The organism is Vogesella sp. EB (assembly GCF_001037925.1).
Taxonomy (GTDB): Bacteria; Pseudomonadota; Gammaproteobacteria; order Burkholderiales; family Chromobacteriaceae; genus Vogesella; species Vogesella indigofera.
In genome coordinates this window covers 25,399-46,380 of the sequence record NZ_LFDT01000011.1, presented here as the reverse complement: position 1 = coordinate 46,380, position 20,982 = coordinate 25,399, and the positions used below count along the sequence as shown (strand labels likewise).

Below are 20,982 nucleotides of genomic sequence, written 5' to 3'. Positions count from 1 at the left end.
TGTTATATCGATTCCGGTACCGATCCTTAACGGAGGATCAGCGGCTTGAACCAGTACGTCATCAGAACCAGCACCCCGATGATCATCACCGCAGCGTAGCTGTAGATGAAACCGGTTTGCAGCTTGCGGACCGCTCTGGATACCGAGCCGACCAGACGGGCACTGCCATTCACCAGCAAGCCATCGATCAGCAGCATGTCACCGACTTTCCAGAAGAAAGTGCCCAGTGCGCGCGAACCTTTGGCAAACACGGCGAAGTACAGCTCGTCCATGTAGTACTTGTTCTCGAGTAGCGTGTGCACGCCGGAGAACTTCTGCTTGATGGCGGCCGGAATGTGCGGCGCCTTCATGTAGAAGAACCAGGCCAGTGCCACACCCGCTGCAGCCAACCAGAACGGCAGGGTCACGAAGGCGTGCAGGCCCATGGCCATTGCATCGTGGGCATGGTGCATAGCTGCTTCCAGGCCCGGATGCGCTTCCAGATTGGTGAAAATCACGCCCTTGAAGAACTCGCCACCGACCAGCGGATGAATGGCGAAGAAACCGATCAGCACCGAAGGAATCGCCAGCAGTGCCAGTGGCAGGGTCACCACCCATGGCGACTCGTGCGGCTTGTCGTTCGGACCCAGGCCATGGTGGTGGTCATCGGACGGCTCTTCGTCATCGTGATCGCCCTCATGGGCATGGTGCGAACCGTGGTTCTCCATCCAGCGTTCCTTGCCGTGGAAGACCAGGAAGTACATGCGGAACGAGTAGAACGCGGTCACGAATACACCGGCGATCACGGCAAAGTAGGCAAAGCCGGAAGCCGCCAGGTTGCTGTGTTCCACTGCCAGGATGATGGAATCCTTGGAGTAGAAACCGGAGAAGAACGGGGTACCGATCAGTGCCAGCGAGCCCAGCAGCGAGGTGATCCAGGTAATCGGCATGTACTTGCGCAGGCCGCCCATATTGCGCATGTCCTGGTCATGGTGCATGCCCATGATCACGGAACCGGCGCCAAGGAACAGCAGGGCCTTGAAGAACGCGTGCGTCATCACGTGGAACATGGCCACCGAGTAGGCGGAAGCGCCCAGCGCCACGGTCATGTAACCCAGCTGCGACAGGGTGGAGTAAGCCACCACGCGCTTGATGTCGTTCTGCACCACGCCGAGGAAACCCATGAACAGCGCGGTGATCGAGCCGGCCACCATCACCACGTTCAGTGCGGTATCCGACATTTCGAACAGCGGGCTCATGCGCGATACCATGAAGATACCGGCGGTCACCATGGTTGCCGCGTGGATCAGGGCCGAAATTGGCGTCGGACCTTCCATCGAGTCCGGCAGCCACACGTGCAGCGGGAACTGCGCCGATTTACCCATCGCGCCGATGAACAGCAGGATGCAGGTCACGGTCAGCAGCGACCACTCCACGCCAGGGATGATCTGGATGGTCTTGCTGGCCAGCGCCGGTGCCGCAGCGAACACGTCGCTGTAGTTCAGCGAGCCGCCGAAATAGGCCAGCACCAGGCCGATACCCAGCAGGAAACCGAAGTCACCCACGCGGTTGACCAGGAAGGCCTTCAGGTTGGCGAAGATCGCAGTCGGACGCTTGAACCAGAAACCGATCAGCAGATAGGAGACCAGACCCACCGCTTCCCAGCCGAAGAACAGCTGGATGAAGTTGTTGGACATCACCAGCATCAGCATCGAGAAGGTAAACAGCGAGATGTAGCTGAAGAAGCGCTGGTAACCCGGATCTTCGTGCATGTAGCCGATGGTGTAGATATGCACCATCAGCGACACGCTGGTTACCACCACCAGCATCATCGCGGTCAGCGAGTCAACGAGGAAGCCGACGGAGAACTCGAAACCACCGACCGTCAGCCAAGTGTATACAGGGGCATTGAATACCTGGGTGCTGCCGTCAAGGAAGCCCTTCAGTACGCCAATCGAGAGAACCGCCGAAACTGCCACGCCAAGAATGGTAACAACGTGTGCAGCACGGCGACCAATCGCCCATCCAAACAGGCCTGCAATGACCGACCCCACCAGTGGTGAGAGCGCAATCAGCAGGTATAAGCTCTTCATATCCATGTTTGTCGTGCTTTTTAAAGTGGTATCCGGTTGCCTTAGCCTTTGAGGCTGCCCAAGTCTTCTACGTTGATGCTGTCCAGTTTACGGAACAGCACCACCAGAATCGCCAGACCAATCGCCGATTCTGCCGCCGCAACGGTAAGGATGAAGAAGACGAAGATCTGCCCAGCCGTATCAGACAGATAGTGCGAAAACGCGATGAAGTTGTAGTTCACCGCCAGCAACATCAGTTCGATGGCCATCAGCAGGATGATCAGGTTTTTCCGGTTCAGGAAAATACCCAGTACGCTGATGGCAAACAGGATGCCGGCCAGAACCAGGAAGTGTGTGAGTGAAAGCACGTGTCCTCCTAATCGGCCGTCAGGCCTGTTGCTCGTTGGTGTCAGAAGCAGTGTCCACTTCAGGCTTCACCGCCTGAACCTGAACCACACGCACGCGGTCATTACGACGCACCCGCACCTGCTCCGCCGGATTGATGTACTTGCTGTCAGCACGCTTGCGCATGGTGATACCGATGGCAGCAACCATCGCCACCAGCAGCACGACCGCCGCGGCCTCAAATGGCAGCAGATAAACGGTATACAGCTGGCGACCCAGTTCGCGTACGTTGCTGGCATCGGCCGCCACCGCAGGCCCGGCCTGGAAACCGGCAAGGTTGGCCTCCGGGCTGGACAGGATCAGCAGCATTTCGGCCACCATCACCAGCGCCACGGTGCCGGCCAACGGGAAGTTCTGCCAGAAGCCTTCACGCAGCTTCTCGATGTTGATGTCGAGCATCATCACCACGAACAGGAACAACACCATCACCGCACCGACATAGACCAGCACCAGCGCAATGGCGAGGAACTCCGCCTGCAGCAACAGCCAGTGGCCGGAGGCGGTAAAGAACGCCAGCACCAGATACAAGGCTGCATGAACCGGGTTTTTGGCCGTCACCACGCGGAACGCGGCAACGATCAGGATCAGCGACAGCACATAAAACACAACAGCTTGAAAGCTCATGTCTCCCCCTTAGCGATACTTGGCATCAGCAGCCTTGTTGGCCGCAATTTCAGCCTCGTACTTGTCACCCACCGCCAGTAGCATCGGCTTGGTGTAGTAGAGGTCGCCACGTTTTTCGCCGTGGTATTCAAAAATGTGCGTTTCCACAATGGCGTCGACCGGGCAGGCTTCTTCGCAGAAACCGCAGAAAATGCACTTGGTCAGATCGATGTCGTAGCGGCTGGTACGACGGGTACCGTCGTCACGCTGCTCCGACTCGATGGTGATGGCCAGCGCCGGGCATACTGCCTCGCACAGCTTACAGGCGATGCAGCGCTCTTCGCCGTTGGCGTAACGGCGCTGTGCGTGCAGGCCACGGAAGCGCGGCGAGATCGGGGTCTTCTCTTCCGGGAACTGGACGGTGATCTTGCGGGCGAAGAAGTGACGACCGGTCACCATCAGGCCCTGCACCAGTTCTACCAGCAGGAAGGTTTTGAAAAAATTTCGGATCATTTCCATGCTATTCATCCAATCCGTATCAGTTCCACAGCGACAGTGGGCTCATCATCCAGGCGCCGACAACCAGCACCCAAACCAGCGATACCGGGATGAAGATTTTCCAGCCCAGACGCATGATCTGGTCGTAGCGATAGCGCGGGAAGGTGGCACGGAACCACAGGAACAGGAACAGCACCAGGGAAATTTTGGCCAGCAGCCAGATCACACCGGACGCGCCCAGCGCACCCCACGATGCCGGGAACGGCGACAGCCAGCCACCCATGAACATGATGGCGGTCAGTGCCGACACCAGGATCATGTTGGCGTATTCCGCCAGGAAGAACACGGCGAAGGCCATGCCGGAGTATTCCACGTGGAAACCGGCAACAATTTCCGACTCCCCTTCCGCCACGTCAAACGGGGCACGGTTGGTTTCCGCAACACCGGAAATCAGGTACACCAGGAAGAGCGGGAACAGCGGCAGCCAATTCCACGACAGCACCGAACCACCACCGATGCCGTGGCCCTGCTGGTTGACAATCTCAACCAGGTTCAGGCTGCCGGACACCATCAGCACGCCGACCAGCGCGAAGCCCATCGAGATCTCGTAGGACACAATCTGGGCCGAGGAACGCAGTGCACCCAGGAAGGAGTACTTGGAGTTACCCGCCCAGCCGGCCACGATCACGCCGTAAACGCCCATCGAGGTGATCGCCATGATGAACAGCAGCGATGCATCGATATTGGCCAGCACCATGGTGTCGGTGAACGGGATCACCGCCCAGGCCGCCAGTGCCGGCATGATGGACAGCACCGGCGCCACCAGAAACAGACCCTTGCTCGACTTGGTCGGCAGGATGATCTCTTTCATGAGCAGCTTCACGCCGTCAGCCAGAGGCTGCAGCAGCCCTTTCGGGCCGACACGGTTAGGGCCGATACGGATCTGCATGTAGCCGATCACCTTGCGCTCTGCCAGCGTCAGGTAGGCCACACCGATCATCAGCGGGGCAACGATGGCCAGAATCTTCAGCAGTGTCCACACTGCCAGACCGGCCTCGGTCCCCAGCAAGTTTTGCAGCAATTCCATGACTTATCCTCGCTTGATCTGAATCGGTTCGAACAGACCACCCAGTGCCTGCGTTGCCGGATGGGCAGCAGCGACACGGACCGCACCGGCGGCAACGGCAGCATCGGCTACCAGTTGCAGGCGAACTTCGGCCTCACCCTGGCTGACGATGGCAGGCTGACCTGCTTCCAGACCCAGTTTGGCGATGTCTTGCGGGTTGAGGGCAATCACGGGCGCGGCTGCCGCGGCGGTCTTCTGCAGCGATTCGGCGCGACGGCAGATGGCATCGGCCTGATACATCGGCACTTCACCGATACGTACCAGCGTGCCGTCAGCCACAACGTTGGCCGCAACACTGGCCAACTGGTTGTTCAGTGCCGCAGCGATGTCACCATGCGCCAGCAACTCGGCGCGCACGTCTTCCGCACTGTTGAAATCGAAGCCGGACAGGTTGAGCATGTTGCCCAGCACGCGCAGCACTTTCCAGGCCGGACGGGTCTCGCCCAGCGGACGCACCACGCCGTTGAACGGCTGCAGCTTGCCTTCCATGTTGACGAAGGAACCGGCGGTTTCGGAGAACGGCGCGATCGGCAGCAGCACATCGGCGTAGTCCAGCAGCGCCTCACCCTTGAATGCGGTCAGGGCAATCACGGTGGCAGCCTGCTTCATCGCAGCAACGGCTTGCTGGCTGTTGTAGGCGTCGGCTTCGATCTCGCTGTTGAGCAGCACGTAAGCCTTGCGCGGCGCGGCCAGCATCTCGCTGGCACCGATACCGGCAGAGACGGTCTTGCCCAGCGGGCCACGTTGCGGATTGACACCGGCGATGTCGGCACCGACGCTGTTGGCGGCTTCGGCTGCGATACCGAAACGGGCGCCAGTGACGCGGCCGATTTCCTGGGCCAGCGACAGCAGCTCGGCAAACGCTGGGTGGTGCTGTGCCACACTGCCCAACACCACGGCAGCCGATTCGGCGGCGCACAGGCTATCGGCAATGGCACGTGCCTCGGCACCAACGTTGGCCGCAGACAGGTCCAGCGTGGTCGACGCGGACTTGATTTCCACCGCGGCTTTCAGCACCTGCGCCAGCGCGTTGACCAGCGCCAGCGGCGATACGATCAGCTTGGCGTTGATGCGGGTCAGCAGCTCGTCGTCGCTGGTATGGATCACGTTCAGTGCCATGCCCTTCTTGACCGACTGGCGCAGACGCGATGCCAGCAATGGCTGCTCCTGGCGCTGGGTGGAACCCACCATCAGCACCGACTTGGCGGCCAGCAGCTCGACGATGCTGCTGCCCAGCCACAGTGCGCCCTGCTGTGCCGCGGCGACACGCTTGTCGCTGCGACGCAGTGCGGCATCGATATTGTTGACGCCGAAGCTGCGCGCCAGTTTCTGCGCCAGATACAGTTCTTCGGTGGTGCTATGCGGGCTGGCCAGGAAACCGATGGCATCCTTGCCGTGGTCGTTGGCCACGCCGTTGAGGCCCTTGACCACGTAGTCCAGAGCCGTCTGCCAGTCGGTTTCGTGCCACTTGCCGTCAAACTTGATCATCGGCTTCTGCAGGCGCTCGGCGCTGTTCAGGCCTTCGTACGAGAAGCGGTCGCGGTCGGCAATCCAGCACTCGTTGATGTCTTCGTTTTCCAGCGGCAGGACGCGCATCACCTGGTTCTGCTTGACCTGAACGATCAGGTTGCTGCCCAGACCATCGTGCGGGCTGACCGACTTGCGGCGCGACAGCTCCCAGGCACGGGTGGCGTAGCGGAACGGCTTGGAGGTCAGCGCGCCGACCGGGCACAGGTCGATGACGTTGCCGGAGATTTCCGAGTTCACGGTCTTGCCGAGGAACGGCAGGATTTCCGAGAATTCGCTGCGGTTGGCCATCCCGATTTCCTGGTAGCCACCGATCTCTTCGGTAAAGCGGACGCAGCGGGTGCAATGGATGCAGCGGCTCATTTCCTCGGCGGAAACCAGCGGCCCCATGTCCTTGCCGACCACGGCGCGTTTTTCTTCCTGGTAGCGGGAAGAAGAATTGCCGTAGCCCACGGCCAGATCCTGCAGCTGGCACTCGCCGCCCTGGTCGCAGATCGGGCAATCCAGCGGGTGGTTGATCAGCAGGAACTCCATCACGCCAGCCTGGGCCTTCTTGGCCAGCGGCGAGGCGGTATGCACTTTCATGCCGTCAGTGACCGGCGTGGCACAGGCCGGCAAAGGCTTGGGCGCCTTTTCCACTTCCACCAGGCACATGCGGCAGTTGGCCGCAATGGACAGCTTCTTGTGGTAGCAGAAGTGAGGAATATGTGTACCGGCGGTGTGGGCAGCATCCATGATGGTGATGCCCTGATTGACCGTCAGTTTTTTTCCGTCGATTTCGATTTCAAGCATCGCTCAACACCATTTGTGATCCACCAAGGCCTTCTTGTGCGTAATGAGATGTTCAAACTCATTGCGGAAGTGCTTGGTGAAACTACGAACAGGGAACACGGCGGCATCAGCCAGGGCGCAAATCGTGCGGCCCGCCATATTGTTCCCGACAGATTCCAGCAACTCCAGATCGCCGTCACGGCCTTCGCCGTTGGCGATGCGATGGATCACCTTATACAGCCAGCCGGTACCTTCACGGCATGGCGTGCACTGGCCGCAGGACTCTTCGTGATAGAAGTAGGCCAGACGCTCCAGCGCCTTGACCATGCACACGTCTTCGTTCATCACGATGACCGCGCCGGACCCCAGCATCGAACCGGCCTTGGAAATACTGTCGTAATCCATGGTCAGCTCCATCATCACCTCGCCCGGCAGTACCGGTGCCGACGAACCGCCCGGGATCACCGCCTTCAGCTTCTTGCCGTCCTTCATGCCGCCGGCCATTTCCAGCAGCGTGGCGAACGGGGTGCCCAGCGGGATCTCGTAGTTGCCGGGACGGTTGACGTGACCGGAGATGGAGAACAGCTTGGTACCGCCGTTGTTTGGCTTGCCCGCTTCCAGGAATTTCTGGCCGCCGTCACGGATGATGAACGGCACGGAGGCGAACGACTCGGTGTTGTTGATGGTGGTCGGCTTGCCGTACAGGCCGAAGCTGGCCGGGAACGGCGGCTTGAAGCGCGGCTGGCCTTTCTTGCCTTCCAGCGATTCCAGCAGCGCGGTTTCTTCGCCGCAGATGTAGGCGCCGTAGCCGTGGTGCGCGAACAGATCGAAGCTGAAGTCGGTGCCGAGGATGTTCTGTCCCAGCAGACCGGCCTTGCGTGCCTCGTCCAGTGCCTCTTCGAACAGCTCGTAGGCCTCGAAGATTTCACCGTGGATGTAGTTGTAACCCGCCTTGCAACCCATGGCGTAACCGGCAATGATCATGCCTTCGATCAGCGCGTGCGGGTTGTAGACGATGATGTCGCGATCCTTGAACGTGCCCGGTTCGCCTTCGTCGGTGTTACAGACCACGTACTTGTCACCGGGGAAGGAACGCGGCATGAAGCTCCACTTCAGACCGGTCGGGAAACCTGCACCGCCACGACCACGCAAGCCGGAGTTCTTCACTTCGGCGATCACGTCTTCCTGGGGGATCTTGTTATCAAGAATTTTCTTGAGGGCCTGATAGCCACCGCGAGCCATGTAGGCCTCGAGGCGCCAGCAGTCCGGAGCGGCGGTGTCCACGCCCTCGAAAATCACGCCATTGACGAAAACTGCCATTATTCCAACTCCGCCAGTTTCTTATCGATAGCTTCGCGCGTCATGAAGCTGCACATTTTGTGGTTGTTCACCAGCAGGACCGGTGCATCGCCACAGGCGCCCATGCACTCCCCTTCCAGCAGGGTGAACTTACCGTCGGCGGTGGTTTCACCGATGCCGATACCCAGCTTTTCACCGATGTAGTGCGCGGCATTGACGCCGCCTTGCAGCGCGCAAGGCAGGTTGGTGCAGACGGTCAGCTTGTATTTGCCGACCGGCTTCATGTCGTACATGTTGTAGAAGGTAGCCACTTCATAGGCGGCAACCGGCGGGATACCCACGTAGTTGGCCACGAATTCGATCACGTCGGCATTGAGGCAGCGCTCTTCCGGCGTGTTGCCGGTTTCACGACGCTCGACCAGTGCAATGCGCAACGCGCCCATGATGGCAGAACGGAACTGATCGGCAGGATACTTGGCCAGTTCGCGGTCAATTTTTGCAAGCGATTGTGCGGATAGCATCAGCGGTCGATCTCCCCAAATACCACGTCCTGAGTACCAATGATGGCGACAACGTCGGCGATCATGTGGCCACGAGACATTTCATCCAGACTAGCCAGATGGGCATAGCCCGGCGCACGGATTTTCAGACGATAAGGTTTGTTGGCACCATCGGAAACCAGATAGATACCGAACTCGCCTTTTGGATGCTCTACAGCGGCGTAAGCTTCGCCTTCCGGCACATGCATGCCTTCGGTGAAGAGTTTGAAATGGTGGATCAGCTCCTCCATATTGCTCTTCATGTCTTCGCGGCTAGGCGGGGCGAACTTGTGATTGTCGGTAATGACCGGACCAGGGTTGGCCTTCAGCCACTTCACGCACTGCTGGATGATACGGTTGGACTGGCGCATTTCTTCGACACGCACCAGATAGCGGTCGTAGCAGTCACCGGTCACACCGACCGGAATGTCGAATTCCATGCGGTCGTACACGTCGTACGGCTGCATCTTGCGCAGGTCCCAGGCGATGCCGGAACCACGCAGCATCGGGCCGGTCATGCCCAGATTCTTGGCACGCTCCGGGGTCACCACGCCGATACCGACAGTACGCTGCTTCCAGATACGGTTATCGGTGAGCAGGGTCTCGTAGTCGTCGACACAAGCCGGGAAACGGTTGGTGAAGTCTTCGATGAAATCGAGCATCGAGCCCTTGCGGGTTTCGTTCAGGCGGGCGATTTCCTTGGCGTTGCGGATTTTGGACGCCTTGTACTGCGGCATGCTGTCCGGCAGGTCGCGATAGACACCGCCCGGACGGAAGTAGGCGGCGTGCAGGCGGGCACCGGAGACGGCCTCGTAGCAGTCCATCAGGTCCTCGCGCTCGCGGAACGCGTACAGGAACATGGTCATCGCGCCGATATCGATGGAGTGTGCACCGATCCACAACAGGTGGTTGAGGATACGGGTGATCTCGGCGAACATCACGCGGATGTACTGAGCACGCTCGGGCACTTCGATACCGGCCAGCTTTTCGATCGCCAGGCAGTAGGCGTGCTCGTTGCACATCATCGACACGTAGTCGAGACGGTCCATGTACGGCAGCGACTGGATGAAGGTCTTGCTTTCGGCCAGTTTCTCGGTACCGCGGTGCAGCAGGCCGATATGCGGGTCGGCACGCTGTACCACTTCACCATCCAGCTCCAGCACCAGGCGCAACACGCCGTGCGCGGCCGGGTGCTGCGGACCGAAGTTCAGGGTGTAGTTACGGATGTCAGCCACCGTAGTTCTCCTCGCGAATGATGCGTGGCGTAATCTCACGCGGTTCGATGGTGACCGGCTGGTAGATCACGCGCTGCTGAGCTGCGTCGTAGCGCATTTCGACATGACCGGACAGCGGGAAGTCCTTGCGGAATGGATGGCCGACAAAACCGTAGTCGGTAAGGATGCGACGAAGGTCCGGATGGCCTTCGAAGATGATGCCGAACAGGTCGAACGCCTCGCGCTCGAACCAGTTGGCGGTGTTCCAGATTTCCACCACGCTCGGCACGACTGGGAAATCGTCATCCTCGGCAAACACGCGCACACGCAGGCGGGTGTTGTGCGTCAGGGACAGCAAATGATAAACCACCGCAAAACGCGGGCCGTCTTGTGGTTGGTCTTGGTAGGTGCTGTAGTCCATGCCGCAGACGTCGATACACTGCTCGAACGCCAGCTCTGGGTGATCGCGCAATGTGGTCATTGCTTCGGTCACGTTCACGGATTTACAGACGATAGTCAGCTCACCGAGCGCAATCTTGGCCGATACAACCTTGTCGCCAAGCACACGCTCTACCGCCGACTTGAGCACTTCCATTCTGGATGCCATGGTTTAACCTCAGCGGGCGATAGTATTGGTACGCTTGATCTTGTTCTGCAGCTGGATGATGCCGTAAAGCAACGCCTCTGCAGTCGGCGGACAGCCCGGCACATAGACGTCAACCGGAACAATACGATCACAGCCGCGAACGACAGAATAAGAGTAGTGGTAGTAGCCGCCGCCATTGGCACAGGAGCCCATGGAGATCACCCAGCGTGGCTCAGCCATCTGGTCGTACACCTTGCGCAGGGCCGGAGCCATCTTGTTGCACAGGGTGCCGGCGACAATCATCAGGTCGGACTGGCGTGGACTGGGACGGAACACGATGCCGAAACGGTCGAGGTCATAACGGGCAGCACCCGCATGCATCATCTCCACCGCACAGCAGGCCAGACCGAAGGTCATCGGCCACAGGGAACCAGTACGGGTCCAGTTAATGAGCTTGTCAGCCGTGGTGGTGACAAAGCCCTTTTCAAGAACGCCTTCTACTCCCATTCCAGAGCTCCCTTTTTCCACATGTAGACGAAACCGATGGTCAGCACCGTGATGAACTCAATCATGACGCCGAAGCCATACATGCCCAGTTCTTTGAGCACAACCGCCCACGGAAAGAGAAAGGCAATTTCCAGATCGAAGAGAATGAAAAGAATGGCGACCAAGTAGTACCGGACGTCAAACTTCATACGCGCATCTTCAAATGCCTCGAAGCCGCATTCGTATGGAGAAAGCTTTTCAGGATCAGGACGATTCGGGGCCAACAGCCACCCCAGAAGCAATGGACCGACGCCAACCAGCAGGCCGACGACAACGAACATCAGAATGGGAAAGTAATTTTGCAGCATTTCCCGCGCACCTCTAAAAGAAAGGAGGTCAAAGACCTCCTTGGCTCCAAGTAAAACAGGCCACCGGTTTCCCGATGGCCTGTTTTTTGAATGTGGTGCCGACAGTGAGACTCGAACTCACACAGCCTATGGCCACTACCCCCTCAAGATAGCGTGTCTACCAATTCCACCATGTCGGCACTATACAAACTCAATTTTTACTCTGGAATCACAGAACCAGAGGCCTTGCTCTTATCAGCGTCGCTCGGGAGTGGCGATGCAGACTGGCTGGACACTCCACCCATCACGCCCAATTCCGTCTTGGCCGAGGAGTGAAAGAAACCAATAACCATCAAGGACGAGAAGAATACGACTGCCGCAATCGCAGTAGCCCTACTCAAAAAATTCGCGGAACCGGTGGCACCAAACAAACTACCCGATGCACCACTACCGAAAGCAGCACCCATGTCCGCACCCTTGCCATGCTGCATCAGGACAAGGACGATGATCGCCAGCGCAGAAACCAACATGGCGACGAGTGCTAATGTATTCAGAAGTTCCATACTATACCGTTTTTTCAGCAGCCTGGCAAATTCGCCCAAAGCTCTCAACATCTAAAGATGCCCCGCCAACCAAGGCGCCACCGACACTTTGCAGCGAAAAAATCGCATCCGCATTGTCCGCCTTGACGCTGCCTCCGTAGAGGACGCGAATACTATCAGAAGCCCCATGGCATTGCAACAAAGTCGCCCGGATATATTGGTGCACGTCGTCGATCTGCTCGACGCTGGCAACCTTGCCGGTACCGATAGCCCAGACCGGCTCGTACGCCACCACGTAGTCGTGGCCGGCCAGCGCGCCCAGCACCGTCAGCTGCTCGGCGATTACCGCCTTGTAGGCATCGGCTTCGCGCTCGGCCAGCGTCTCGCCGACGCAATAAACCGGAACCAGGCCGGCGGCAACGGCCGCCTGCAGCTTGCGCGCCAGCAAGGCATTGTCTTCGGCAAAGTACTGGCGGCGCTCGGAGTGGCCGATCAGCACATAGCGGCAGCCGACATCGGCCAGCATCGCGGCACTGACTTCGCCGGTATAGGCACCATCCTTGTCAAAGGCACTGACATCCTGCGCCGCCAGCGCGATATTGCTGCCAGCCAGCAACGCGGCGGCCTGACCAAGGTAGGCAAACGGTGGCGTCACCGCTACCTGGGCCGCCCGCACCGCCGCATCGGCTTGCAGCGCGTCGATCAGTGCAAGGTTGGCCGCAAGCCGCCCGTTCATCTTCCAGTTGCCGATTACCAGTTTGCCCGTCATGCCGAATACCCTGATTGCTGTTTTTAATGGGCAAATTATATCAGCGGGTACTACATTGCTGTGCATAGTCATGACTGTAATATTTCTGCAAAGAGCCTCCCTTAGGATGCGCACATCGAAACAAGTCGTGAACTCTAGGAGCAAGCATGAAACATTCTATTCGTTGGGCTACCACGCTGGTGGTTTCCGGTTTTGTTGCAAGCAATGTGTTTGCGGCCGACATCACCGGCGCTGGCGCCACCTTCCCGTACCCGCTGTACGCCAAATGGGCGGAAGCGTACAAGGCGCAGACCAACAACAACATGAACTACCAGTCGATCGGTTCGGGTGGTGGTATCAAGCAGATCCAGTCGAAGACCGTTGATTTCGGCGCCTCCGACATGCCGCTGAAGCCGGAAGAGCTGAGCAAGCACGGCCTGACCCAGTTCCCGACCGTGATCGGCGGCGTGGTACCGGTCGTCAACGTCCCGGGCATCGGCGCCGGCCAGCTGAAACTGACCGGCCCGCTGCTTGCCGACATCTACCTCGGCAAGGTTGCCAACTGGAACGATGCCGCCATCGGCAAGCTGAACCCGGGCGTGAAGCTGCCGGACCAGAAGATTACCGTGGTACGCCGCTCCGACGGCTCCGGCACCACCTTCATCTTTACCAACTACCTGTCCAAGGTATCGCCGGAATGGAAATCCGCCATCGGTGAAAACACCGCGGTGAACTGGAAGACCGGTGTCGGCGGCAAGGGCAATGAAGGCGTGGCCAACTACGTGACCCGCATCAAGGGCTCCATCGGCTATGTCGAATACGCCTACGCCAAGCAGAACAAGATTGCGCACGCCCAGGTACAGAACGCGGCCGGTACTTTCGTGAATCCGGATGACAGCACCTTCAAGGCTGCTGCGGCCAACGCCGACTGGGCCAAGGCACACAGGCTTCTACCTGATCCTGACCAACCAGCCTGGCAAGGACAGCTGGCCAATCTCCGGCGCCACCTTCATCCTGATGCACAAGAAACAAGACAAGCCGGAACAGGCGCAGGAAGCACTGAAGTTCTTCGACTGGGCCTACAAGGGCGGCGACGCCATTGCCACCCAGCTTGACTATGTGCCGATGCCTGCCAATGTGAAGACGGTAATCCGCAACAGCTGGAAACAGATCGCTGCCACCTCCGGCGCCCCGGTCTGGAAGTAATCTGCAGTTGCAGCACTGAAGTACAAGCCGGGGAGAGACTCCTCGGCTTTTTGTCTGCCAATCAGACCAAGAGATTTTCATGGAAAAACTAAGCAACAGCGCCAACCTGAAACGTCAGATGATGCTGGATTCGCTGTTCCGCATGACCACCCGGTTTTTTGCCTTCCTGGTGCTGGCCCTGCTGGTCGGCATCCTGATCTCGCTGGTCATCGGCGCCATGCCCAGCATCCGGCACTTTGGCTGGGGCTTCCTGACCAGCACCGAGTGGGATCCGGTATCGGAAAACTTCGGCGCGGTGGTGCCGATCTTCGGCACGCTGGTGACCTCCTTTATCGCGTTGCTGATCGGGGTTCCGGTCAGCTTCGGCATTGCCATCTTCCTGACCGAGATCTGCCCGCCGCTGCTGAAGCGGCCGCTGGGTATCGCGGTGGAGCTGCTGGCCGGCATCCCGTCCATCATCTACGGCATGTGGGGCCTGTTCGTGTTTGCGCCGCTGTTCGGCGACCACGTGCAGCCATGGATCATGGAAAACCTCGGTGAATGGCCGCTGATCGGCTTCCTGTTCCAGGGCGCGCCGATGGGCATCGGCATCTTCACCGCCGGCCTGATCCTGGCCATCATGGTGATCCCGTTCATCGCCTCGGTGATGCGCGACGTGTTCGAAGTGGTACCGCCGATGCTGAAGGAGTCCGCCTACGGCCTGGGTGGCACCACCTGGGAAGTGGTGCGCAACGTGGTACTGCCGTACACCAAGACCGGTGTCATCGGCGGCATCATGCTGGGGCTGGGCCGCGCGCTGGGCGAGACCATGGCGGTCACCTTCGTGATCGGCAACTCCACCAACCTGTCCACCAGCCTGTTCGACCCCGGCAACTCGATTGCCTCGGCACTGGCCAACGAGTTTGCCGAAGCCACCGGCGAATTCCACATGGCCGCGCTGATCGAACTCGGCCTGATCCTGTTCTTCATCACCTTTGTCGTACTGTCCTGCTCCAAGTTGCTGCTGCTGCAACTGAAGAAGCAGGAAGGCCGTAATTCCTGAGCGGGAGCATGATGACTACCACCCTGACCGCCCGTTCGCCCAACACGGATCACACCATGTCGGCACAACCAAGCAAAAATTCGCGCAACAACGCCATCTACGCCCGGCGCCGTTTCGTCAACGGCTTCAACATGACCGCCTCGCTGCTGGCGATGGGGTTCGGCCTGTTCTGGCTGGCGTGGATCCTGTACACCCTGCTCGTCAACGGCCTCGCCGGCATGAGCGTGGACGTGTTCACCAAGATCACGCCGCCGCCCGGCTCCGAAGGCGGCCTGATCAACGCCATCGCCGGCTCGCTGAAGATGACCTTCTTCGGCACCCTGCTCGGCACCCCGATCGGCATCCTCGCCGGTGTGTACCTGGCGGAATTCGGCGAGCGCGGCTGGCTGGCGCCGGCCACCCGCTTCATCAACGACATCCTGCTGTCCGCACCGTCCATCGTCATCGGCCTGTTCATCTACGAGATGTACGTGGTGACCATGGGCCACTTCTCCGGCTGGGCCGGCGCGCTGGCGCTGTCGCTGCTGGTGATCCCGGTGGTGGTGCGCACCACCGAGAACATGCTGCGCCTGGTGCCGAACAGCCTGCGCGAAGCGGCGATCGCCCTCGGCGCACCGCAGTGGAAGGTGACCATGTACGTGACGCTGCGCTCGGCCAAGGCCGGCGTGATTACCGGCATCCTGCTGGCAGTGGCGCGCATTTCCGGCGAAACCGCGCCGCTGCTGTTCACCGCGCTGAACAACCAGTTCTGGAGCGGCATGAACCAGCCGATGGCCAACCTGCCGATCGTGATCTTCCAGTTCGCGATGAGTCCGTACGAAGACTGGCACGCACTGGCCTGGGCCGGCGCCCTGCTGATCACGCTCAGCGTACTGACCCTGAACATCGTTGCCCGCTGGCTGGGCAGTCAGAAAACCCAATCTCATTAAGGCTTGACGCACCATGACTGAACAAGCAATCAAGCTCAAGGTAAAAGACCTCAACTTTTACTACGGCAACTTCCTCGCACTGAAGAAGGTCAACCTCGACATCCCGGCCGGCAAGGTCACCGCCTTCATCGGCCCGTCCGGCTGCGGCAAATCGACGCTGCTGCGCACCTTCAACCGCATGTTCGAGCTGTATCCCGGCATGCGCGCCGAAGGCGAGATCCTGCTCGACAACCAGAACATCCTCGCCAAGTCGGTCGACGTGAACATGCTGCGCGCCAGCGTCGGCATGGTGTTCCAGAAGCCGACGCCGTTCCCGATGTCGATCTACGACAACATCACTTTCGGCGTGAAGCTGTACGAAAACCTGTCGCGCAGCGAGATGGACGATCGCGTGGAATGGGCGCTGCGCAAGGCGGCGCTGTGGAATGAAGTGAAGGACAAGCTGAAACAGTCCGGCAACTCGCTGTCCGGCGGCCAGCAACAGCGGCTGTGCATCGCGCGTGGCGTCGCCACCCGCCCGGAAGTGCTGCTGCTGGACGAGCCGACCTCGGCGCTGGACCCGATCTCCACCGCGCACATCGAAGAACTGATTCACGAGCTGAAACAGGACTACACCATCGCCATCGTCACCCACAACATGCAGCAGGCGGCCCGGGTCTCCGACTACACCGCCTACATGTACCTGGGCGAGCTGATGGAGTTCGGCGCCACCGACGATATCTTCACCGCGCCGAAGCGCAAGGAAACCGAAGACTACATCACCGGCAAATTCGGCTGAATATTACTGTTTTATTACAGCCCTTCCGATGCCTCCAGAACGGAGGCATTTTTCTTTTCAAATCAAGCCACTAAACCCTGCCAAAATACAACACTGTCAAGCCGTAAACTCATGCCTTTGGCACATTTCAAACGCACCGCAAAAAGATTGTTACAAGCTCTTGACGTGTCATCTGCCAACCCCAAGAATCCCGCCTTTCGGATAACGCCTGACACATAAATCATGCTGGAACTTCTTTCGGGACTCGACACACTGCTCGCGATCACGCTGGTGCTGTCGATCACCTTCGTGCTCGCCTTTGAATTCATCAACGGCTTTCACGACACCGCCAACGCCGTTGCGACCGTCATCTACACCCAGTCGATGAAACCGGAGACCGCCGTGCTGCTGTCCGGCTTCTTCAACTTCCTCGGCGTGTTCTTTGGCGGTCTGGCCGTGGCCTACGCCATCGTCAACCTGATTCCGACCGACCTGCTGCTGAACATCAACTCGGCGCAGGGCATGGTGATGGTGTTCGCGCTGCTGACCTCCGCCATCGTGTGGAACCTCGGCACCTGGTACTTCGGCATCCCGGCGTCCAGCTCGCACACCCTGATCGGCGCCATCCTCGGCGTCGGCATCGGCAACGCGCTGCTGACCGGCGACTCCATCGTCAACGGCATCAACTGGAGCAAGGCCATCGACGTGTTCCTGTCGCTATTCCTGTCGCCGCTGTTCGGCGCCGGTCTCGCCGGCCTGATGCTGTTCACGCTGATGAAGCTGCGCCCGCTGTCCAACATCCACAAATCGCCATTCCAGCGCCAACAGATCGAAGGCCGCAAGCATCCGCCGTTCTGGGCACGTTTCATGCTGATCGTATCGTCGATGGGCATGAGCTTCACCCACGGCTCCAATGACGGCCAGAAGGGTGTCGGCCTGGTGATGCTGGTGCTGATCGCGCTGGCGCCGGCCCACTTCGTGGTCAACCTCGAAGCCGAGCCGATCCAGATCGAGCACACCAAGATCGCCGCCATCCAGCTGAAAGAGCTGTACCAGCGCAACCAGGTCATCATCGACCTGAAGTACCCGGTGAAGGGCAACCACCAGTGCGAACCATCCAAGATCGTGGAAGAAGCCGGTGCGCTGCTGAGCGCGATCGGTGACGCCAAGTCGTTCCAGACCCTGCCGGAAGCGCAGCGCTGGAACGTGCGCACCCAGCTGATCTGCCTCGCCGACGGCGCCAAGAAGATCAGCAAGGTGCCGGGCATCAACGACGTTGACCTGAAGCAGCTGAAAGGCATCCAGAAAGACCTGACCCAGACCACCGAATACGCACCGACCTGGGTGATCGTCGCCGTGGCGCTGGCCATCGGCCTGGGCACCATGGTCGGCTGGAAGCGCGTGGTCAACACCGTGGGCGAGAAGATCGGCAAGAAGGACATGACCTACGCACAGGGCATGGCGGCGCAAACCATGTCGGCGCTGTCCATCGGTCTGGCCAGCGTGATCGGTGCGCCGGTGTCCACCACCCAGATCCTGTCCAGTGCCGTCGCCGGCACCATGGTGGTCAACCGCTCCGGCGTGCAGCTGTCCACCATCAAGACCATCCTCACCACCTGGGTGCTGACCCTGCCGGTGAGCATGGGCTTGGCGATCAGCCTGTACTACTTTGGCGTGAAGCTGTTCGTGTAAGCGCGACCACGCAAACAACAAGGGCTGCCCGCGGGCAGCCCTTTTTCATGCCGACAAGGTTGGCCGCAGGCTGGTGAGCGCGGCATCAGGCCTTGAGGAAGTGCTCGCGCCCGGCCAGCCAGCGCGTCAGGTGCGCGGCGGCGTGTTGCGGCCAACGTTGCAGCAGCTGCGGTGCCAGCTCGCGCGCCGCCTCCAGCAGCTCGATGTCGGCCTCCAGATCGGCAAAGCGCAGCATCGGCAGGCCGCTCTGCCGCGCGCCGAGGAATTCGCCGGGGCCACGGATATTCAGGTCCTGGCGCGCGATCTCAAAGCCGTCGGTGTTCTCGTAGATCACCTTCAGCCGCGCCTTGGCCAGCTCCGACAGCGGCGTCTCGAACAGCAGCACGCAGCTGCTCTTCGCCGCGCCACGGCCAACGCGGCCGCGCAACTGGTGCAGCTGCGCCAGCCCCATGCGCTCGGCGTGCTCGATCACCATCAGGCTGGCATTGGGCACGTCGACGCCGACCTCGATCACCGTGGTCGCCACCAGCAGTTGCAGCTCGTTGCGGATGAAGCGCCCCATCACCTCGGCCTTTTCCGCCGCCTTCATGCGGCCGTGCACCAGCCCGACGCCCCACTGCGGCAGGTCCTCCACCAGCACCGCGTGGGTATCGACCGCGGTCTGCAGCTGCAGCGTTTCCGACTCCTCGATCAGCGGGCACACCCAGTACACCTGGTTGCCCTCGCGGCAGGCCTTGTCGACGAAGGCCACCACCTCGTCGCGGCGCGCGGCGTTGATCAGCTTGGTGACGATCGGGGTGCGCCCCGGCGGCAGCTCGTCGATCACCGACACGTCGAGGTCGGCGTAGAAGCTCATCGCCAGCGTGCGCGGGATCGGCGTCGCTGACATCATCAGCTGGTGCGGGGCGGCGCCCTTCTCCTGCAAGGCCAGCCGCTGCCCGACGCCGAAGCGGTGCTGCTCGTCGACGATCACCAGTCCCAAGCGTGCGAAGCTGACGTCGTCCTGGAACAGCGCATGGGTGCCCACCGCCAGCCGTGCCTCACCGCCGGCGATCTTGGCGGCCATCTCGCCGCGCGCCTTCTTGCGCAGGCTGCCGGACAGCCACGCCACCTCGATGCCCAGCGGCGCCAGCCACGTGGCCAGCTTCACGTAGTGCTGCTCGGCCAGGATCTCGGTCGGCGCCATCAGCGCCACCTGGAAACCGGCCTCGATCGCCGCCAGCGCCGCCAGCGCCGCCACCACGGTCTTGCCGCTGCCGACGTCGCCCTGCAGCAGGCGGTTCATCGGGTGCGGCAGCGCGATGTCGCTGACGATCTCGGCCAGCACCTTCTGCTGCGCGCCGGTCAGCGCGAACGGCAGGCTGGCCAGCAGCTGCGCGCGCAGGCTGCCGTCGCCGGCGATCACCGGCGCACTGCCCTGCCGCCGCGCGCGGTAGGCCAGCCGCATCGACAGCTGCTGCGCCAGCAGCTCGTCGAACTTCAGCCGCTGCCACGCCGGCAGGTTGCCGTCGGTCAGTTGGGTGGCGGAATACTCCGGGCCGGGGCGGTGCAGCAACTGCACCGCATCGGCAAACGGCATCAGCCCCAGGCTGCGGCGCATCTCGTCCGGCAGCGTTTCCGGCAGCGGCTGCGCCTTCAGCTCGGCATGGATCAGGCGGCGCAGCACCGGCTGGGTCAGGCCGTTGACGGTGGGATAGACCGGGGTCAGGCTGTCGGCCAGCGGATCGCCCTCGTGCACCTCGCGGATCTTGGGGTGCACCATCTCGTCGCCGAAGAAACCGCGGCGCACCTCGCCCAGCGCCCGCACGCGGCGGCCCTTGGCCAGCTGTTGCTGCGTGCTGCCGTAGAAGTGGATGAAGCGCAGTACCAGCTTGCCGCTCTTGTCCTCGATCTGCACCACCAGCTGCCGCCGCGGGCGGAACTGCACCTCGCACTGCGTCACCTCGCCTTCCACCAGCACCGCCTGGCCGTACGGCGCCTGGGCGATCGGATAGAGGTGGGTCTCATCCTCGTAGCGCAGCGGCAGGTGCAGCACCAGGTCGAAGCGGCGGCGGATGCCGAGCTTTTCCAGTTTCTTGGCGGTGGCGGGCGCGGCCAGCGGCGGCTGGCCGGCGATATCGGCAGGAGAGTTCATGGCGGCATTGTACCCATGCAAAACGGGACAGCCCAAGCTAGGTAGTGTAAGATCGTGTACTGTTTGTCAATTAAAAACCTTTTCCCAGTCAAAGTACTTGTTACTCAAATCAAGCATTTTGCCTAAGAAAAATTCGGTGGCATCATGAAAGTCCATAAACACTGCTATGGCATCGTGTCGGCCTCTTTCTGAAAAAGCTACTATCCAGTACCCCGATTTCTTAAAAAGACTATATTCCTCATTTCCTCCAAGGTGGCCTAGGGTATAGCCAGATTTTATTCCATTGTTGTTTAGGCATTCATGAATGCATGAAAATAGCTTTTTTTGGCTTGAGTCTTTTTCGAGTAAATCTTGGTTATCTGGGAGAATTGAAAAATCAATATCCAGATCGCTATCAATCTTTATCATTTTTTCCTTAATATATCCATCTTTAATTATTTTATTTAAATTTGATTTTTCAGAGAAGTATTGAGTTCCCAT

Annotated in this window: 21 protein-coding genes and 1 tRNA gene; 5 read left to right on the top strand and 17 right to left on the bottom strand. The window is 60.1% G+C overall.

All coding sequences use genetic code 11. The features are described from left to right. Positions 1-26: 26 nt before the first annotated feature. The 15 genes from nuoL to tpiA all read right to left on the bottom strand — a co-directional run bounded on the left by nuoL (position 27) and on the right by tpiA (position 12,763). Complete coding sequence (gene nuoL, locus ACG97_RS08560) at positions 27-2,078, bottom strand: NADH-quinone oxidoreductase subunit L (RefSeq protein WP_047966933.1); 2,052 nt, start codon at positions 2,076-2,078, stop codon at positions 27-29. A 35-nt stretch (positions 2,079-2,113) separates the two neighbouring features. Beyond that, complete coding sequence (gene nuoK / locus ACG97_RS08555) at positions 2,114-2,419, bottom strand: NADH-quinone oxidoreductase subunit NuoK (protein WP_047966932.1); 306 nt, start codon at positions 2,417-2,419, stop codon at positions 2,114-2,116. 19 nt (positions 2,420-2,438) lie between these two features. Continuing rightward, positions 2,439-3,080: an NADH-quinone oxidoreductase subunit J gene (locus ACG97_RS08550; RefSeq protein WP_047966931.1), complete on the bottom strand. Its 642-nt coding sequence runs from the start codon at positions 3,078-3,080 to the stop codon at positions 2,439-2,441. A gap of 9 nt (positions 3,081-3,089) precedes the next feature. Further along, positions 3,090-3,569, bottom strand: a complete 480-nt coding sequence (gene nuoI / locus ACG97_RS08545; RefSeq protein WP_202902727.1) for an NADH-quinone oxidoreductase subunit NuoI — start codon at positions 3,567-3,569, stop codon at positions 3,090-3,092. 28 nt (positions 3,570-3,597) lie between these two features. Next, positions 3,598-4,644, bottom strand: coding sequence for an NADH-quinone oxidoreductase subunit NuoH (gene nuoH, locus ACG97_RS08540; protein ID WP_047966930.1), 1,047 nt, complete (start codon positions 4,642-4,644; stop codon positions 3,598-3,600). A 3-nt stretch (positions 4,645-4,647) separates the two neighbouring features. Continuing rightward, complete coding sequence (gene nuoG / locus ACG97_RS08535; RefSeq protein ID WP_047966929.1) at positions 4,648-7,002, bottom strand: NADH-quinone oxidoreductase subunit NuoG; 2,355 nt, start codon at positions 7,000-7,002, stop codon at positions 4,648-4,650. A 3-nt stretch (positions 7,003-7,005) separates the two neighbouring features. Next, the gene (nuoF, locus tag ACG97_RS08530; protein ID WP_047966928.1) at positions 7,006-8,301 is read right to left on the bottom strand and encodes an NADH-quinone oxidoreductase subunit NuoF; all 1,296 of its coding nucleotides are present in this window, start codon (positions 8,299-8,301) and stop codon (positions 7,006-7,008) included. Beyond that, positions 8,301-8,801, bottom strand: coding sequence for an NADH-quinone oxidoreductase subunit NuoE (gene nuoE / locus ACG97_RS08525; protein ID WP_047966927.1), 501 nt, complete (start codon positions 8,799-8,801; stop codon positions 8,301-8,303). Before nuoE ends, nuoF begins: the two co-directional genes overlap by 1 nt. Then, positions 8,801-10,054, bottom strand: a complete 1,254-nt coding sequence (locus ACG97_RS08520; RefSeq protein WP_047966926.1) for an NADH-quinone oxidoreductase subunit D — start codon at positions 10,052-10,054, stop codon at positions 8,801-8,803. The genes nuoE and ACG97_RS08520 overlap by 1 nt, the downstream gene beginning before the upstream one ends. Next, positions 10,047-10,640 carry an NADH-quinone oxidoreductase subunit C gene (locus tag ACG97_RS08515; protein WP_047966925.1) on the bottom strand — a complete coding sequence of 198 codons (594 nt, stop codon included), beginning with the start codon at positions 10,638-10,640 and terminating at the stop codon, positions 10,047-10,049. Before ACG97_RS08515 ends, ACG97_RS08520 begins: the two co-directional genes overlap by 8 nt. 9 nt (positions 10,641-10,649) lie before the next feature. Continuing rightward, a complete protein-coding gene (locus ACG97_RS08510) occupies positions 10,650-11,126 on the bottom strand; it encodes an NADH-quinone oxidoreductase subunit B family protein (RefSeq protein ID WP_047966924.1) in 477 nt (158 codons plus the stop codon). Then, positions 11,117-11,473 carry an NADH-quinone oxidoreductase subunit A gene (locus ACG97_RS08505; RefSeq protein ID WP_047966923.1) on the bottom strand — a complete coding sequence of 119 codons (357 nt, stop codon included), beginning with the start codon at positions 11,471-11,473 and terminating at the stop codon, positions 11,117-11,119. Before ACG97_RS08505 ends, ACG97_RS08510 begins: the two co-directional genes overlap by 10 nt. A 93-nt stretch (positions 11,474-11,566) precedes the next feature. Further along, positions 11,567-11,652: transfer RNA gene (locus ACG97_RS08500), tRNA-Leu, on the bottom strand. 18 nt (positions 11,653-11,670) lie between these two features. After that, positions 11,671-12,015: a preprotein translocase subunit SecG gene (gene secG, locus ACG97_RS08495; protein WP_047966922.1), complete on the bottom strand. Its 345-nt coding sequence runs from the start codon at positions 12,013-12,015 to the stop codon at positions 11,671-11,673. A 1-nt stretch (position 12,016) separates the two neighbouring features. Further along, positions 12,017-12,763, bottom strand: coding sequence for a triose-phosphate isomerase (tpiA, locus tag ACG97_RS08490; RefSeq protein ID WP_082133700.1), 747 nt, complete (start codon positions 12,761-12,763; stop codon positions 12,017-12,019). 146 nt (positions 12,764-12,909) lie between these two features. Between tpiA and pstS the strand changes: the two genes are divergently transcribed. From pstS to ACG97_RS08465, 5 genes are all read left to right on the top strand, one after another. Next, positions 12,910-13,857 (top strand): phosphate ABC transporter substrate-binding protein PstS, encoded by a 948-nt coding sequence (gene pstS / locus ACG97_RS08485; protein ID WP_238377299.1) that lies wholly within the window; start codon positions 12,910-12,912, stop codon positions 13,855-13,857. A 170-nt stretch (positions 13,858-14,027) separates the two neighbouring features. Further along, the gene (gene pstC, locus ACG97_RS08480) at positions 14,028-14,990 is read left to right on the top strand and encodes a phosphate ABC transporter permease subunit PstC (protein ID WP_047966921.1); all 963 of its coding nucleotides are present in this window, start codon (positions 14,028-14,030) and stop codon (positions 14,988-14,990) included. Positions 14,991-15,046: 56 nt separating this feature from the next. After that, entirely contained in the window at positions 15,047-15,919 is an 873-nt protein-coding gene (gene pstA, locus ACG97_RS08475) for a phosphate ABC transporter permease PstA (RefSeq protein WP_047966994.1), read from the top strand. Between the two features lie 13 nt (positions 15,920-15,932). Further along, a complete protein-coding gene (gene pstB, locus ACG97_RS08470; RefSeq protein WP_047966920.1) occupies positions 15,933-16,697 on the top strand; it encodes a phosphate ABC transporter ATP-binding protein PstB in 765 nt (254 codons plus the stop codon). Between the two features lie 222 nt (positions 16,698-16,919). Beyond that, a complete protein-coding gene (locus ACG97_RS08465) occupies positions 16,920-18,368 on the top strand; it encodes an inorganic phosphate transporter (protein ID WP_047966919.1) in 1,449 nt (482 codons plus the stop codon). An 85-nt stretch (positions 18,369-18,453) separates the two neighbouring features. Here the strand turns inward: ACG97_RS08465 and recG are convergent, their stop codons facing one another. Then, on the bottom strand, positions 18,454-20,502 hold the full coding sequence (gene recG / locus ACG97_RS08460; protein ID WP_047966918.1) for an ATP-dependent DNA helicase RecG: 2,049 nt from the start codon (positions 20,500-20,502) through the stop codon (positions 18,454-18,456). A 66-nt stretch (positions 20,503-20,568) separates the two neighbouring features. Then, positions 20,569-20,982 carry a hypothetical protein gene (locus ACG97_RS17595; protein ID WP_156168000.1) on the bottom strand — a complete coding sequence of 138 codons (414 nt, stop codon included), beginning with the start codon at positions 20,980-20,982 and terminating at the stop codon, positions 20,569-20,571.